The organism is Chryseobacterium fluminis, assembly GCF_026314945.1.
Classification (GTDB): domain Bacteria; phylum Bacteroidota; class Bacteroidia; order Flavobacteriales; family Weeksellaceae; genus Chryseobacterium; species Chryseobacterium fluminis.
Genome location: NZ_CP111121.1, coordinates 3,574,345 through 3,589,279 on the forward strand (window position 1 = coordinate 3,574,345; position 14,935 = coordinate 3,589,279).

Annotated in this window: 17 protein-coding genes; 16 read left to right on the plus strand and 1 reads right to left on the minus strand. The window is 35.7% G+C overall.

Annotated features, from left to right (window positions below; translation table 11 throughout):
• Window positions 1–8 precede the first annotated feature (8 nt).
• From rpsM to ODZ84_RS16410, 6 genes are all read left to right on the plus strand, one after another.
• Window positions 9–386, plus strand: coding sequence for a 30S ribosomal protein S13 (gene rpsM, locus ODZ84_RS16385; protein WP_266173476.1), 378 nt, complete (start codon window positions 9–11; stop codon window positions 384–386).
• A gap of 12 nt (window positions 387–398) precedes the next feature.
• The gene (gene rpsK, locus ODZ84_RS16390; protein ID WP_259110854.1) at window positions 399–788 is read left to right on the plus strand and encodes a 30S ribosomal protein S11; all 390 of its coding nucleotides are present in this window, start codon (window positions 399–401) and stop codon (window positions 786–788) included.
• A gap of 94 nt (window positions 789–882) precedes the next feature.
• Entirely contained in the window at window positions 883–1,491 is a 609-nt protein-coding gene (gene rpsD / locus ODZ84_RS16395) for a 30S ribosomal protein S4 (RefSeq protein ID WP_266173477.1), read from the plus strand.
• A gap of 33 nt (window positions 1,492–1,524) precedes the next feature.
• Window positions 1,525–2,520: a DNA-directed RNA polymerase subunit alpha gene (locus tag ODZ84_RS16400; protein ID WP_266173478.1), complete on the plus strand. Its 996-nt coding sequence runs from the start codon at window positions 1,525–1,527 to the stop codon at window positions 2,518–2,520.
• Window positions 2,521–2,526: 6 nt separating this feature from the next.
• Entirely contained in the window at window positions 2,527–3,051 is a 525-nt protein-coding gene (rplQ, locus tag ODZ84_RS16405) for a 50S ribosomal protein L17 (RefSeq protein ID WP_266173479.1), read from the plus strand.
• Between the two features lie 77 nt (window positions 3,052–3,128).
• Entirely contained in the window at window positions 3,129–5,198 is a 2,070-nt protein-coding gene (locus tag ODZ84_RS16410; RefSeq protein ID WP_266173480.1) for a T9SS type A sorting domain-containing protein, read from the plus strand.
• 83 nt (window positions 5,199–5,281) lie between these two features.
• Here ODZ84_RS16410 and ODZ84_RS16415 read toward each other — a convergent pair whose 3' ends face one another.
• Complete coding sequence (locus ODZ84_RS16415) at window positions 5,282–5,719, minus strand: hypothetical protein (RefSeq protein ID WP_266173481.1); 438 nt, start codon at window positions 5,717–5,719, stop codon at window positions 5,282–5,284.
• 353 nt (window positions 5,720–6,072) lie between these two features.
• Between ODZ84_RS16415 and ODZ84_RS16420 the strand changes: the two genes are divergently transcribed.
• From ODZ84_RS16420 to ODZ84_RS16465, 10 genes are all read left to right on the plus strand, one after another.
• On the plus strand, window positions 6,073–6,705 hold the full coding sequence (locus tag ODZ84_RS16420) for a response regulator (protein ID WP_266173482.1): 633 nt from the start codon (window positions 6,073–6,075) through the stop codon (window positions 6,703–6,705).
• A 5-nt stretch (window positions 6,706–6,710) separates the two neighbouring features.
• On the plus strand, window positions 6,711–7,532 hold the full coding sequence (locus ODZ84_RS16425; protein ID WP_266173483.1) for a hypothetical protein: 822 nt from the start codon (window positions 6,711–6,713) through the stop codon (window positions 7,530–7,532).
• 320 nt (window positions 7,533–7,852) lie between these two features.
• Entirely contained in the window at window positions 7,853–8,167 is a 315-nt protein-coding gene (locus tag ODZ84_RS16430) for a hypothetical protein (protein WP_266173484.1), read from the plus strand.
• On the plus strand, window positions 8,151–8,939 hold the full coding sequence (locus ODZ84_RS16435) for a sensor histidine kinase (RefSeq protein ID WP_266173485.1): 789 nt from the start codon (window positions 8,151–8,153) through the stop codon (window positions 8,937–8,939). The genes ODZ84_RS16430 and ODZ84_RS16435 overlap by 17 nt, the downstream gene beginning before the upstream one ends.
• 127 nt (window positions 8,940–9,066) lie before the next feature.
• Window positions 9,067–9,582, plus strand: coding sequence for a hypothetical protein (locus ODZ84_RS16440; RefSeq protein ID WP_266173486.1), 516 nt, complete (start codon window positions 9,067–9,069; stop codon window positions 9,580–9,582).
• Between the two features lie 50 nt (window positions 9,583–9,632).
• The gene (locus ODZ84_RS16445) at window positions 9,633–10,892 is read left to right on the plus strand and encodes a hypothetical protein (RefSeq protein ID WP_266173487.1); all 1,260 of its coding nucleotides are present in this window, start codon (window positions 9,633–9,635) and stop codon (window positions 10,890–10,892) included.
• 56 nt (window positions 10,893–10,948) lie between these two features.
• Window positions 10,949–11,197: a hypothetical protein gene (locus ODZ84_RS16450; RefSeq protein WP_266173488.1), complete on the plus strand. Its 249-nt coding sequence runs from the start codon at window positions 10,949–10,951 to the stop codon at window positions 11,195–11,197.
• A 466-nt stretch (window positions 11,198–11,663) separates the two neighbouring features.
• Window positions 11,664–12,956, plus strand: a complete 1,293-nt coding sequence (gene eno / locus ODZ84_RS16455; protein WP_266173489.1) for a phosphopyruvate hydratase — start codon at window positions 11,664–11,666, stop codon at window positions 12,954–12,956.
• 89 nt (window positions 12,957–13,045) lie between these two features.
• On the plus strand, window positions 13,046–14,332 hold the full coding sequence (locus ODZ84_RS16460) for a citrate synthase (RefSeq protein WP_266173490.1): 1,287 nt from the start codon (window positions 13,046–13,048) through the stop codon (window positions 14,330–14,332).
• A 72-nt stretch (window positions 14,333–14,404) separates the two neighbouring features.
• Window positions 14,405–14,869, plus strand: a complete 465-nt coding sequence (locus ODZ84_RS16465; RefSeq protein WP_266173491.1) for a hypothetical protein — start codon at window positions 14,405–14,407, stop codon at window positions 14,867–14,869.
• Window positions 14,870–14,935: the final 66 nt, after the last annotated feature.

Here is a 14,935-nt window from a genome sequence, read left to right on the forward strand (position 1 = left end):
ATTAAATTATGGCGAGAATTTCAGGTATTGATTTACCAAAAAACAAAAGAGGCGTTATCGGTTTAACTTACATCTACGGAGTTGGAAGAAGTACTTCTTCTGAAATCCTTAAAGCTGCCGGTATCAGCGAAGACAAGAAAGTCAACGAATGGAATGACGATGAATTGGCTGCAATCAGAAATTATATCTCAGAAAACGTAAAAGTAGAAGGAGAGCTTAGATCTGAAGTGCAATTGAACATCAAGAGATTGATGGACATAGGATGCCAACGAGGAATACGTCACAGACTTGGATTACCTTTAAGAGGCCAGAGAACGAAAAACAACTCTAGAACCCGTAAAGGAAAGAGAAAAACTGTTGCTAACAAGAAAAAAGCTAGTAAATAATCGTTAGGAATTATGGCAAAACAAACTAAAGTAGTTAAAAAAAGAAAAGTAAAAGTTGAAGCTATTGGTGAAGCTCATATTCAGGCTTCTTTCAATAACATCATCATTTCTTTAACAAATAAAAACGGAGAGGTAATCTCTTGGGCTTCTGCCGGTAAAATGGGATTCAGAGGTTCTAAAAAGAATACTCCTTTCGCTGCTCAAATGGCAGCAGAAAATTGCTCTAATGTAGCTCACGAAGCAGGTTTAAGAAGAGTAAAGGTGTTTGTGAAAGGTCCTGGTGCTGGTAGAGAATCTGCTATCAGAACGATTCACAATTCAGGAATTGAAGTTTCAGAAATCGTTGACGTGACGCCTATGCCACACAACGGTTGTAGACCACCAAAAAGAAGAAGAGTATAATCTATAATTTTAAATTTTGAATTTTAAATTTTAAATGTGATTTCACATTTTTTAAAATCTAAAATCTAAAATCTAGAATCTAAAATCTAAAATAATGGCAAGATATATTGGACCTAAAACTAAGATTGCTAGAAAGTTTGGTGCTGCAATCTACGGAGATGATAAAAACTTCGAAAAAAGAAAAAACCAACCGCCAGGACAACACGGTCCTAACAAAAGAAGAGGTGCTAAAAAATCAGAATATGCAGTTCAGTTAGCCGAAAAACAAAAAGCTAAATATACGTACGGTATTTTAGAAAGACAGTTTGCTAACCTATTTGATAAAGCACACAGAAGTAAAGGGGTAACTGGTGAAGTTCTTTTGCAACTTTGCGAGTCAAGATTGGATAACGTAGTATACAGATTAGGTTTTGCTAAAACCAGAGCTGGTGCTAGACAATTGGTTTCTCACAGACACATCACTGTGAACGGAGAGCTGGTAAACATTCCATCTTATTTGCTTAAAGCTGGTGATGTAATCGCTGTAAGAGAAAAGTCTAAGTCTCTTGATGTGGTTACCAATGCATTAGCTGGTAAAGCAAACTATGAGTGGTTACAATTCAACGATGAGAAGAAAGAAGGTACTTTCGTTTCTGCTCCAGACAGAATCCAGATTCCGGAGGAGATCAAGGAACAGCTTATCGTCGAACTTTACTCTAAATAATTTTTTAATCAAATTTTTGCTCAACCCAATAATATGGCAATTTTACAATTCATAAAACCCGATAAAGTAATTTTACTTAACTCTGATGAATTTAAAGGTCAATTCGAATTCAGACCTCTAGAACCAGGTTTCGGGCTTACAATCGGTAATGCTTTGAGAAGAGTGTTGCTTTCTTCTCTGGAAGGATACGCTATTTCATCTATCAAAATAGAAGGTGTAGAGCACGAATTTTCAACTATTCCGGGAGTAATCGAAGACGTTACCGAAATTATTCTTAACCTTAAACAGGTAAGATTAAAAGCTACGGCAGAAAACCAGACGAATGAGCAGGTGATTGCCAAAGTTTCGGGTCAAAACGTTATTACTGCTGGAGATTTAGGTAAATCAATCAACGGATTTGAGATCTTGAATCCTGAGTTGGTTATTTGTAACCTGAACAGTGATGTAACTTTCGAAATTACCTTCAATATTGAAAAAGGTAGAGGATATGTTCCTTCAGAACAAAATAAGTCAAACAATGCACCGGTAGGTACTATTGCTATTGACTCTATTTTTACACCCATTAAGAAAGTACAGTATAGTATTGAAAATTACCGTGTAGAGCAAAAAACAGACTACGAAAAACTTGTATTAGATATAGAGACTGATGGATCTATCAGCCCTCAAAATGCTTTAACTGAAGCTTCGAAGATATTAATTTATCACTTCATGCTGTTCTCCGATGAGAGAATCACGCTTGAAACAGAAGCAGTAAAAGCATCGATCCAGTACGATGAAGAAACACTTCATACAAGACAACTCCTTAAGTCTAAATTAGCAGATATGGATCTTTCCGTAAGAGCCCTGAACTGTCTGAAAGCGGCTGAAGTAGAAACGCTTGGAGAATTGGTTTCTTACAGTAAGTCTGATTTGATGAAATTCAGAAATTTTGGTAAAAAATCTTTGACAGAACTAGAAGAATTAGTGCATTCAAAAGGTCTTAACTTCGGTTTCGACGTTGCAAAATATAAGTTAGACGCTGATAAATAATTAATAATGAGACACGGTAAAAAATTCAATCACTTAGGAAGAACGGCTTCTCACAGAAGTGCTTTACTTTCTAATATGGCTTGTTCTCTAATTGAGCATAAAAGAATCAACACTACTGTAGCTAAAGCTAAAGCTTTGAGAGTATATGTTGAACCTCTATTAACAAAAGCAAAAGAAGATACTACACACAACAGAAGAATTGTTTTTTCATATCTTCAAAATAAAGAAGCAGTTGCTGAATTGTTCAGAACTGTAGCTCCTAAAATCGCTGAGAGAAACGGTGGTTATACAAGAATCATTAAGACAGGTTTCAGACCAGGTGATGCTGCTGATACTGCTCTTATCGAATTGGTAGATTTCAACGAGCTTTATAATCCTAATGCTGAAGAGAAAAAAGCGACAAGAAGAAGCAGAAGAGCAACAGCAGCTAAGAAAGAAGCTGTAGTAGCTGAAGCTCCTAAAGCAGAAGAAAAAGTTGAAGAGCCTAAGGCAGAAGCAGCTGATTCTACAGAGGAAAAAACTGAAGAATAATATATTTTATATACTTCAAATAATTAAAGGGGCTTGTATTTTTACATGTCCCTTTTCTTTTTAAAACTATTTTAACCATGAAGAAAATTTTATTTTTAATTTTAATACAGGTTTGTATTTTCAATTTTGCCCAGACTCAAAACTTAGACTGGCAGCTTGTTTCCCCTTTTTTACGTCAGGAAGACGTTATGAAAATGGAAACCCTGCCAGACGGAAGCTACCTTGCCAAAAAAAGCAATAGCAATTATGATCTGATTATCACTGAAAACAACGGTAAAACTTGGAGACAGATCAATGATAATGGAAAGTCCGTATATGATTTTACCATCTACAACAATAAGGGATACGCTGTGATCGGACCCGATTTTAGGGTTACAGATTCTAAGTTTTCCACACCCGGAGTCTCCTATCCTTTTACGGGAAGTACCCAATCGATTTTTGTATTGAATGATAATATAATATTTGTAAGCTCGGGAAACAGCAGAATGCATAAGTCTACCAATGGCGGAGCAACATGGACGAGTTATCTTGTCCCAACGGTATATCAGGATAAAATTACAAGTGTGTACTTTACCGATGCCAATACAGGATTTTGTGTTTCGGATTCTACCATCGGAGACAGCTTTATTTTTAAAACAACAGATGGAGGACAAACGTGGACAAAAGTAAATACAAGTTCCGTAGAGTTCAGAAAGATCATTTTTAAAGATTCAATGAATGGGATTGCGACCCGATACGGCGGTAATCCGTTATACACCTTAGATGGCGGAAATACCTGGACGGAGGCTGCAGGGGTAGGCACTTTAAACGATATAAAATTATACAACAACCAATATATTGCTATAGGAAATCCAAATAAATTTTACAGAACTGCAACTGGAGAATCGTGGACAGATTCGGGTGATATGTATCCCTCTTCCTTTCACGTTTTTACAAGCCTTTCGATTCATCCGAATTTCATTCTTGCGGGAACTAATAATGAATCTGGAAGCAGCACCTTGCGTCACACGATTTTTAAAAGTACAGATCTGTTGACCTGGACTCCTTTAAACATGAAGTGGATTTATTGGGCTAATTATCAACAGGCTTATGCAGGTGATAATTTAACGATTGTACCTTTTAATTATTTTTCTTTAGATAAAGGATATTCCTGGGAAGCAGTAAAAAATAATTTTCCTGCAGGAGCTATGAGTATAAACCCGGATGGTAAAGGTATCGCCATAGGAAGAAGTACATCCCAGTTTTGGAAAACAAATGATAATGGATTGACATGGACTGAAGCTCTTTCACCAAATTTAAGGTTAACCATTCCGGCAATGAAGCCTAATGGAGATTTTGCGATTGCTAATTTAGGAACTAATGCCAATTCTTATACGGGATATATTTCAACGTATTCTGCAGCAAATGGATGGACTCCTCCGGTAAATGTTGAATGGGAAGTTTCTGCACTGAAGTTTGTGGATAATAATGTGGGCTTTCTTGTAAACCGGGATAAAGTTAAAAAAACAACAGATGGCGGATTAACCTGGACTGATACCACTTATCCCGGAGCAATACTTGATGCCAGAAATATTGTAGTCGGAAATTCAAAAGTGTATATAGGGAAATATTACACCACTAATTTGGGAAGTGCCTGGACTCAGGTGCCATCGCAAATGCTGAGCTTTAAAGATTATGATATTTTTTCAGATGGTCTTGGATATGCTGTAGATGGTGATAAAAATGTGTATAAGACGCTGAATTATGGATCTTCATGGCAAAAAATCATAAACACACAATTATTACTTACGCCCGGAAGTTTGATTAATAAAGTAACTTTTGCAAGAAATTATATGGTGGCCGTGGGATATTCCGGTTTCTATATACTGGATTTTGTAACCGGGAATCTCTCTACAAATGATCCTAAGCTGGAAGTGAATACGAATAAAATAAAGATTTATCCTAATCCTTCTTCTTCAACATTATTTTTCGATAGTAAAGATGAAATAAAAAATATCACTGTATTTGATATTTCAGGTAGAGTTTTTAAAAATATACAGAACCCAACCTCAAATTCAATAGATATTTCAGACTTACATAATGGAAATTATTTTGTAAAATTTATTTCAGCTGACAAAACTTACCTGGAAAAAGTTATTAAAAACTAAAATAAAAACCGTTCAGATTTCTGAACGGTTTTTTTATGATCCAAACTGAATGTCCCTTACAATTTGAAAGGGAAATTTTTATTTTAAATTTTAGTCTTTTTCAATTCAATAACATTGTTCCCCTGCTCAAGATGGATACTGTCCCCTTTTACTCTTGCGGTCATATCGTCTTTCTTATAAATCGTTTCACCTTCTTTTGTTTCCTTTTTTTCCAGGGTAAAGGTTTTCTTATTACTGGTAATGGCTACCGTATTTTCTGTCGGAGTATTGGCAAAAACCACTTTTACCAGTGTTCCGTCGGTTGCCTTGTAAACAAAATCTGTTTTTTCATTCTTTTTTCCATCGATATTAGTCGTCGATGAATGCATTGATGATGAATCTATTTTCCCATTGTTATCAACAACCATCGTTTCGGCAGAGTCGGTTTTAATAATGCTTTTGTTTCCGCTTTCAGTAGATTTTTTACAGCTGACAACTAATAATACGAACAGCAGGTTCAGCACGATTACAATTTTTTTCATGATTCTTTTTTTTAAGGTTAAGCCTGATTTTTGCTCTTTATTTTTACAAAAATTATGCCTCACAAATATGGACATTTTAGCAGATATTTCAATGTCCGTTCTAACAATTTATTTATAGATTATTCAAGATTTAATAAAATAAGGAATGATTAATTTCATTATTATAGCGCTTTTGATTAGTTGTTAAGCAGAATTAATTTAAAATATGACTAAAAATATTCTGTTTTGATGAGAAATTATTAAATTTAATAAAACTAAAATAAACACTGCCATGGACTCAGGACTTTAAAATTACACAAACGGGTAATTGATTCTGCCTTGTTTTCTGGCGACATTTGTTTCAAACAAAGAGCATGAGCATTTCCATAGTCATAGTAGAAGACGAAAAAAATTATAACAACGCCTTAAAAAAGGTCATCAATTATCAGGATGACATGAAGGTTGTTGCTCAGTTTTTTAATGGCAGTGAAGCGATTGAGAATCTTATAGAAATTTCTCCGGATGTTGTCATGATGGATATCCAGCTGCAGGATATGCTGGGCATAGAAATTATTGATAAACTGAGAAAGGAAATGCCGGAGACCCAGTTTATCATGTGTACCAGTTTCGACGATGATGAAAAAATTTTTAATTCTTTAAAGGCCGGCGCTACAGGCTACCTCATCAAAGGCGAAAGTATGGACAAAATTCTTGCATCGATCCGTGATGTCTACAATGGAGGCGCACCCATGAGTTCCTCTATTGCCAGGAAGGTCCTTAATCATTTCGAAAGAAAGAACAGCGTTGTAAAAGATATTGATGAATTGACAGACCGTGAAAAAGAAGTTCTGAACCTTTTATCAGAAGGTCTTCTCTACAAGGAAATCGGTGATAAAATATTCATCAGTATCGACACTGTTAAAAAGCATGTCGGAAATATCTACAGAAAACTTCACGTCAATAACAAAGTTGAGGCGATTAATAAATTTAACCATTTTAAAAACTAAAAACCATGGAAACCACACAACAAGAAAAAGTAATTTTAAACGGATCTGATCTGAACCCTGCACAAAAAAACTCAGGAGAAAAGCAGGTACGGATCCCAAAAGAGGCTGCAATAGCCATGAAACTGAAATTTTCTGAGACCTCCAGATTATTAACGGAAAATAACATCAGATTTAAGCAACCCTACAGACTTAGTGTCGATAACCTGGAGGACATGCTTTGGATCAATGAAGACGGAGAAGATAAATACAATGAAATAAGGTTCTATTTTATCTATTACTACAGTGAACTGAATAGCAGGTACGAGGAACTTGCACAGTATGATAAAACGCTTTATCTGGCTTATACAACTTGTAATAATAACAGTATAGAAAATTTTGACCATTATACCATATATTCTGCAACCAGTCAGGTAAAACTACTGAAAGAAGATTTTGATGCCCTGACGGCAAAATACAGAAGCATCGTTAAAAAAATTATAGATGCGCGCGTTCCGGATAACCTGCAAGGAAATACCGATTATATAAGAATACCCAGAGTAGAGCTATTAGCTTATTATGCGAAAATTTCGCTTTATAATCAGAATAATAACTCAAAAAAAATACAATATATTGACATTTTCCTTGCCGAGGCATTAGATATCAGATCTGTGGATGAAATCGAAAATTTAAATGAAGACAAAGAAAAAACGATACACTATATCAAAACTAAGGATTATGTACCTAATCAGTTAACAGCCATTTTCGATGCCATCGATGAAAATGGGAATCCCGTGGAAAACCTCTCTTATTATGACATGAATTCTTTATGCCCTAATCAATGCCCTTAAACAGGATTTATGAAATTGTTGTTTTGATCAGCTTTTTATATTCGATGTATCTTTGGCTCTGGAAGGGAAAATCAAAACAGCAATTTTATTTTTTTTTATATCTGCTTCTGGTAATAGGAGTGGATATTATTCCCGTGAATTTTCCTTATTTGCTGAAATTTGACAGAAATATACTGTTTGCCGGATACATTGTATTATCAATTTTATATTTTGGAATACTATATCTTCTAAAAGTTGAAAATAAGATTTTTAGAATTTTTAATATATTCGTTATTACTGTGCTTGTACTCTTAAATATCTATAAGTTTAATAATGAACAGGTGGAACAACTGAATTTTATTCCCATCATTAGCCTTCCTGTTTTATTTATTTTCAATTCGGTATTCTGGTATTTGTACAAATTGAAAAAAGTTGATGAAAGCAGGATTACGGATGATTTTCTGTTTTGGATAAGCTCAGGATTAATTATATGGTCGGTGTTTTTTATTTTTAGAGCAATTCCGATGTACTTTTTACAGAAAAATGATCCCCAGCTTTTAAATTTTGTCATCAGTGCTTTTACCATTGTGAATATCGTAACGTATCTCCTTTTCCTGCTGGGTCTAATATTGATGAAAGATGAAAGAACTTCCTGAAGAATTTAAGACCACTTACATTTTGGCCATTGTAATCATGATGTTTTTTGCAGGATTTATCATTTTTGTTGTTTTGATGTACAATAGAAAACAACTGCTGTTTTTAAAAGAAAAACAGCTCAAAGAATCCGAGCATCAGAATCAACTTCTGCAAAAAGAGCTGGAAAAACAGAAACTCCTCGAAAAGGAAAGAGAACGGATTTCCCACGACATGCATGATGACCTTGGTGCCGGTATTTCAGCCTTAAAACTTCAGGCCGAGTTTCTAAAGCAAATGGTTCAGGATGATAATTTAAAAAATGATATTGACGATTTATTAAAAACCTCCGAAGAAATGAATCTTTCCATGCGGGAGATGCTCTGGAGCCTGAATTCTGGAAATGACACTTTGGGAAGCTTTATAGAGTACTCCAAACAGTATGCCCATCATTTTCTGAAGAAAACAAAGATTCACCTGAATATAGAAGAGGGAAATATGGCTTTCGAAAAGGTGATTGCCACCGAACAGAGAAGAAATTTATTTCTGTGTCTGAAAGAAGCTCTGAATAATGCCTACAAACACAGTAAGTGCAATCAGATAATAATCTCGTTTGCGCAGGAACACGAAAAATTCATAATGAAAATTTCCGACAACGGAATAGGCATCCATCATGAAAAATCCGAAGGAAACGGACTGCGGAGCATGAAACGAAGAATGCAGGAGCAGGGAGGCCATTGCAAAGTAGTTACAGATCAGGGAACACATCTCATTTTTAAAATAGAATTATCATAGTTTTCAACTGAAAATTGAGCAGCATCATTTTAATGGTGCTGTTTTTTTTGAAAATCACCCGTTTGTGTAATTGACAGTGCTGTGTTTTTGTGGGAACTTTGAAGTAGAAATTTTAAAACTAATAACCATGCAGACACAAACATTACTCTTAACAATAAATGCATCCGAAGAATTTATAGCATTTATTCCGGTCATTCTTTATTTTCTTATTTTATTTCTGGTGTTTTGGAAACTGCGCAGAGATCAGGTAACCCTTAAGGAATTACTTCTGGATAAAGATGTTGTTATGGAAGTAGAGAAACAGCAAGCTAAACAAGCGCAGGAAACAGTGAGGATTGTTGCAAAATTAGATCCTATAACTGCTGGAACTTACGTTAATAATTTTAAAAAAAATGAAGTTAGCTCAGAGGAGGAAGCGAATCCAAAACAAACCCAAAGTATAAGCAGGTTATTAGCATTTATAAGCGGATTAATCTCCGTAGGCCTTGCCTGTACCATTATAACCTTTTACATGTGGAGTTATTTCAACAAGAATATCCCCAAACCAGAATTAAATGAATTGCTTACTGTTCTTTTGTCTTTAGGTGTCGGAGTAATTCCTTATGCTTTTAATAAGGTTGGAAATGCGCTTAAGAATTCGTAATAATTAGTTAAACACTTGTAACATAATAATAAACAACAAAAATCACAGCCATGAAAACTTTTTATTTAATAATTATTTGTCTGTTTACGATTCAGGCATTACATGCGCAAAAAACCAGAATACTCATTATTGATGTGTCTGATCCTAATGAAAATTCAGTATCGTTGAGTGGTCCCAAAAAATGTTCTTCACGATGTGAAAGAAAATGGCTTTCCATAAAACCGAGAGAATTGCTGGCAGTACAATTAAAAAATGCAAATCCACTAAAATATGAGTACACTATAAACGATAATAATATTTCTTATTTTATGGATACAGCCACTATTAACCAGCATTTATCTTCACTTGATATAAGTCCCGAAAATCCTTCTGTAAAAAATAACAGTGCAACGTATGCTTCGATTTTTGTGGAAAGTAAAAAACTAAAGGAAAAGCTGGATCATCTGGAAATATTTATAGATCAGTTTGAATTAAAAAGTATGTCTGAAGAAGTTCTTGGCGACGACTTTTTTCAGATAAGGGATTCTTTATACATTACATTGAAAAATGTTCATTATGAAGCTAAAAAATATAAAGCCTGTCTGGAACGGGGAAAAAATGTAGAATATTCGGATGCGATAACAGATGATCAAAAAGAAACTTCGAAAGAATTTATTAACTATAGTATAGAAAAATCGGAGACGATGCTGAAATCATTCGAAAGCAAATTCTTTTTTTCAAATACTTTTTACACGCTTCCAAAAGATATCCAGGGAAAAAACATAGATGCGGTGGAATTCACCATAAAAAGATTGGATAAAAAAACAAATAAAGAGGATGGAAGTTATGGCAAATATAATGTCTGGATAAGTGGAGGAGTTAAAATAGACATCAGTGCCGGTGTTTTTCTTACAAGCCTTTATGATGAAGAATATGAAACCAGAGATGTCGAAGGCGGTACGGGTCAAAAGCAAATTGCCTTAAAAAAGCAGGGAAGTTATGACTTTGCCTTTGGATCAACAGTCAATACAAACTTCAGAATGAATTCCTGGATACAGCCACAGATCAATTTTGGGTTTATTTTTACGCAGAATCAAAAATTTCAGGTTATTCTCGGGGGAGGTCTTATTTTCGGCAGGGAAGAGCGATGGATTCTGTCCGGTGGTCTCAGTATGGGAGTCGTAGATCGTTTAGCCGATGGATTTGAAAAAGGAAACGTTTACAATTTAGGAACCAGCGGACAGATTCCCGTAGTAAAACAGTTTAAATTCGGTCATTTCATCGGAATCACCTACAACCTTTCAAAAGTTAACGCCGTATCATTAAAATAACAATATAATGATAAATTTAAACAACCGACAACCAGTCAATATCTATGACCCGTCTTATGACAATCTGTTTGAAAGCTTACAGGGAAACATTCTTAAAGGGCATGGCAGATTTTACGTCACATATTTTTCTTGAATTTGATAAAAATAAAATAGAGGATTTAAAAAAATGGATGAGAGAGTTTGGAGGTAAAGTAGCTTCCTGTAAAAAGCAGCTTAAAGAAAATATTGCATTTAAAAAAGATCATATTCCCGGAGGAACCTTCTATGGCTTTTTACATAACTTCTTTAGGATATTCACTTCTTGAAAATCTAAATCATCCGGAGATTTAAAACCGTTTTTTCGGAAGTATGAAAGATGCTAAAATAAACGACATCGTGTCTACTGAATGGGAAAGCGGTTTCCAAGGTGAAATTCATGCAATGATACTTCTAGCAGATGATAATCCGACAATACTTAAAGAAGAGAAATTGTTGATCCGTCAAAACACAAAAAAGAATTGCAGAATGCAAAAATAAAAAACGGAAATATTATAAGAAACCGGGAAGGTGCAGGAATCGAACACTTCGGATATGCAGATGGAATACGGAAATAGATATTAAAAGTTTTGTGCATCTTCAGGCGGAGAATATTTCTTCGCACCTTTAATCCATTATCTGAAAGCTTTTAAAATTAACTAAAATTTAACTCAGGATAAACGTATAAATTGCCTTTGCAATACCCATAAAAGTTAAAAATTGATTAAATTTGTCTGAACTATAAAAAAAAGAACAATGAGTTACATTTCTTACATAGAAGCGAGACAAATTTTGGATTCAAGAGGGAATCCTACAGTTGAAGTAGATGTATTCACAGAAGGTGGTGCGATGGGTCGTGCTGCGGTACCTTCGGGAGCGTCTACAGGAGAGCATGAAGCAGTTGAGTTGCGTGACGGTGGTTCAGAATACATGGGGAAAGGAGTTCTTAAAGCTGTTGAGAATGTAAGAGAAGTAATCGCACCTGAATTGGTGGGGCTTCCTGTTTTTGACCAGAACCTGATTGATCAGATTATGATTGATCTGGACGGAACCAACAACAAAGGAGGTTTAGGAGCCAATGCAATCCTTGGTGTTTCTCTGGCTGCTGCAAAAGCTGCTGCAAATGAATTGAAATTACCTTTATACAAATATGTAGGTGGTGTAAATGCAAACACACTTCCTGTACCAATGATGAACGTGATCAATGGAGGTTCCCACTCAGATGCACCGATCGCGTTCCAGGAATTTATGGTAATGCCGGTAAAAGCAGATTCTTTCTCGCACGCGTTGAGAAAAGGAACTGAGATTTTCCATAACCTGAAAGCGATTCTTCACTCAAGAGGTCTTTCTACTGCAGTAGGCGATGAAGGAGGTTTTGCACCCACTTTTAAAGGAACGGAAGATGCTTTGGATACCTTACTTCAGGCTATCGAAAAAGCAGGCTATAAGCCAGGCGATGATGTGATGATTGCCTTAGACTGTGCTGCTTCGGAATTCTATAAAGACGGTGTTTACGATTACAGAAAATTCCAGACTCCGGATGCCGCTCAGTTTACCAGCAGCGAACAGGTCTCTTATCTTGCAGAGTTGGCAGACAAATATCCTATTATTTCTATCGAAGACGGAATGCAGGAAAACGACTGGGAAGGATGGAAAATGTTAACCGATAAAATCGGAGACAGAGTACAGTTGGTTGGTGACGATTTATTCGTAACCAATGTTGAAAGATTATCAAGAGGAGTAAAAGAAGGGATCGCCAATTCAATTCTTGTGAAAGTAAACCAGATCGGTTCCCTTTCTGAAACAATGGCAGCGGTACAGATGGCTCAGCATAACAAGTTTACGTCTGTAATGTCTCACAGATCAGGGGAGACGGAAGACTCTACCATTGCGGACCTTGCAGTAGCCATGAACTGTGGACAGATCAAAACAGGTTCTGCTTCAAGATCAGACAGAATGGCGAAATACAATCAGCTGCTTCGAATTGAAGAAGCATTAGGGGAAACGGCAATTTTCCCGGGCTTGGAAGCTTTCAAAATTAAAAGATAATTAATCGAATTTATAAATAACGGCAAACGAATTTTTAGTTTGCCGTATTTTGTAATTAGTAGTATATTTAGAAAAAAATAAATTAAATAATGTCAGACAACAAAGTAATATTGAATTACGCAGGTAATTCGTATGAATATCCTATCGTAGATAGTACTATCGGAGACAGAGGGATCGATATTTCAAAATTAAGAGACCAGACAGGTTTAATCACATTAGATTTAGGGTATAAAAACACCGGGGCTACACTTAGTGACATCACTTACTTAGACGGAGACAAAGGAGAATTATTCTACAGAGGATATCCTATCGAGCAGATTGCCGATAAGTCTAACTTCACTGAAGTAATGTATCTTCTATTACACGGTGAATTACCAACTCAGGACCAATTCAATACCTTCAACGGTAACATCAAAAAATATAATTTCGTAGCAGAGGAGATGAAAAAAATCATCGATGCTTTCCCTCGTTCTGCTCACCCAATGGGAGTTTTATCTACTTTGACTTCTGCTTTAACAGCCTTCAATCCGAAAGCGGTTAATGTAAACTCTAAAGAAGAAATGGACCTTGCTGCAGAATTGCTTATTGCTAAATTTGCCCATCTTGCGGCCTGGACGTACAGAAAAACGTTAGGTCTTCCATTAAATCATGGAGATAACAGCCTGAATTATGTAGAAAACTTCTACAAAATGGCTTTCAGACTGCCAAATGAAGACTTCCAGATCAATCCTGTGGTTACTCAGGCTTTAGATAAATTATTAATTCTTCATGCTGATCATGAGCAAAACTGTTCTACTTCTACGGTAAGAATGGTAGGTTCTGCTCATACAGGACTTTTCGCTTCTGTTTCAGCAGGTATTTCTGCACTTTGGGGACCTTTACACGGAGGCGCAAACCAGGCAGTTATTGAAATGCTTGAATTAATTGAGAAAGACGGAGGTGATGTATCTAAATATGTTGCTAAAGCTAAAGATAAAAATGACAGCTTCCGTCTGATGGGATTCGGACACAGAGTATACAAAAACTTCGACCCGAGAGCAAAAATCATCAAGAAGGCGGCAGACGATTTATTAGCAGCATTAGGTATTCAGGACAAAGCACTTGATATCGCCATGCAGTTAGAAAAAGTAGCATTGGAAGATGACTATTTCATCGAAAGAAAATTGTATCCAAACGTAGATTTCTATTCCGGAATCATCTACAGAGCGTTAGGAATTCCTACCGAGATGTTTACTGTAATGTTCGCATTGGGAAGACTTCCGGGCTGGATTGCTCAATGGAAAGAAATGAGATTGAAAGGAGACCCGATCGGAAGACCGAGACAGGTATATCAGGGAGCTCAGAAGAGAGACTATATCGATTTAGTAAACAGATAAGATCTCCTATCTATAAAATTAATCCTGGGTTTTGCCCGGGATTTTTTTATTTTTAAAAAATTAAATTAAAGCATGGAAAACGAAAAATTAAATTCATTAAGAGGCGTAATGCAAATTAATGCCGTTTTGTACTTTGTGTACGGCCTTATCTTCCTGATCGAAACATTTGATTTTCTTGAAATGCTGCATACAAAACCCGCCGATTTTCATCCCACGTATGATCTGGTCAATGTTATCTATTACCAGATGGAAATGATTATCTGTTTTTTGTTCGGTTTTAGCATCCTGTTTTTAGTCTCAATAAGGCAATCCGTTAAAACCATATTTTTCATTAATATGGCACTGCTTATTTTCAGAGCAGCTACCGTTTATTATCTGTATTTTTACAAAACTGTAGAAAGATGGGTTCCCTATATTTATAAAGAGGCGAGTGCATTCAGTGTACTATTTCGTGGAACTTTTGTTCCGGCCCAGTTAATTCTGAGTTTAGTGGCAGTCTGGTATTCCGTTAAAGCATTGAGGAAGATCAGAGAATAATTTTAAATAATTCATGTTCTCATTGCTTAAATTCTGACCTATGAAACTTATTAAAGCCCGATGTGG

Coding starts and splice junctions, on each gene's coding strand:
- rpsM (WP_266173476.1), top strand. CDS start 9: ATGGCGAGAATTTCAGGTATTGATTTACCAAAAAACAAAAGAGGCGTT.
- rpsK (WP_259110854.1), top strand. CDS start 399: ATGGCAAAACAAACTAAAGTAGTTAAAAAAAGAAAAGTAAAAGTTGAA.
- rpsD (WP_266173477.1), top strand. CDS start 883: ATGGCAAGATATATTGGACCTAAAACTAAGATTGCTAGAAAGTTTGGT.
- ODZ84_RS16400 (WP_266173478.1), top strand. CDS start 1,525: ATGGCAATTTTACAATTCATAAAACCCGATAAAGTAATTTTACTTAAC.
- rplQ (WP_266173479.1), top strand. CDS start 2,527: ATGAGACACGGTAAAAAATTCAATCACTTAGGAAGAACGGCTTCTCAC.
- ODZ84_RS16410 (WP_266173480.1), top strand. CDS start 3,129: ATGAAGAAAATTTTATTTTTAATTTTAATACAGGTTTGTATTTTCAAT.
- ODZ84_RS16415 (WP_266173481.1), bottom strand. CDS start 5,719: ATGAAAAAAATTGTAATCGTGCTGAACCTGCTGTTCGTATTATTAGTT.
- ODZ84_RS16420 (WP_266173482.1), top strand. CDS start 6,073: ATGAGCATTTCCATAGTCATAGTAGAAGACGAAAAAAATTATAACAAC.
- ODZ84_RS16425 (WP_266173483.1), top strand. CDS start 6,711: ATGGAAACCACACAACAAGAAAAAGTAATTTTAAACGGATCTGATCTG.
- ODZ84_RS16435 (WP_266173485.1), top strand. CDS start 8,151: ATGAAAGAACTTCCTGAAGAATTTAAGACCACTTACATTTTGGCCATT.
- ODZ84_RS16440 (WP_266173486.1), top strand. CDS start 9,067: ATGCAGACACAAACATTACTCTTAACAATAAATGCATCCGAAGAATTT.
- ODZ84_RS16445 (WP_266173487.1), top strand. CDS start 9,633: ATGAAAACTTTTTATTTAATAATTATTTGTCTGTTTACGATTCAGGCA.
- ODZ84_RS16450 (WP_266173488.1), top strand. CDS start 10,949: ATGACAATCTGTTTGAAAGCTTACAGGGAAACATTCTTAAAGGGCATG.
- eno (WP_266173489.1), top strand. CDS start 11,664: ATGAGTTACATTTCTTACATAGAAGCGAGACAAATTTTGGATTCAAGA.
- ODZ84_RS16460 (WP_266173490.1), top strand. CDS start 13,046: ATGTCAGACAACAAAGTAATATTGAATTACGCAGGTAATTCGTATGAA.
- ODZ84_RS16465 (WP_266173491.1), top strand. CDS start 14,405: ATGGAAAACGAAAAATTAAATTCATTAAGAGGCGTAATGCAAATTAAT.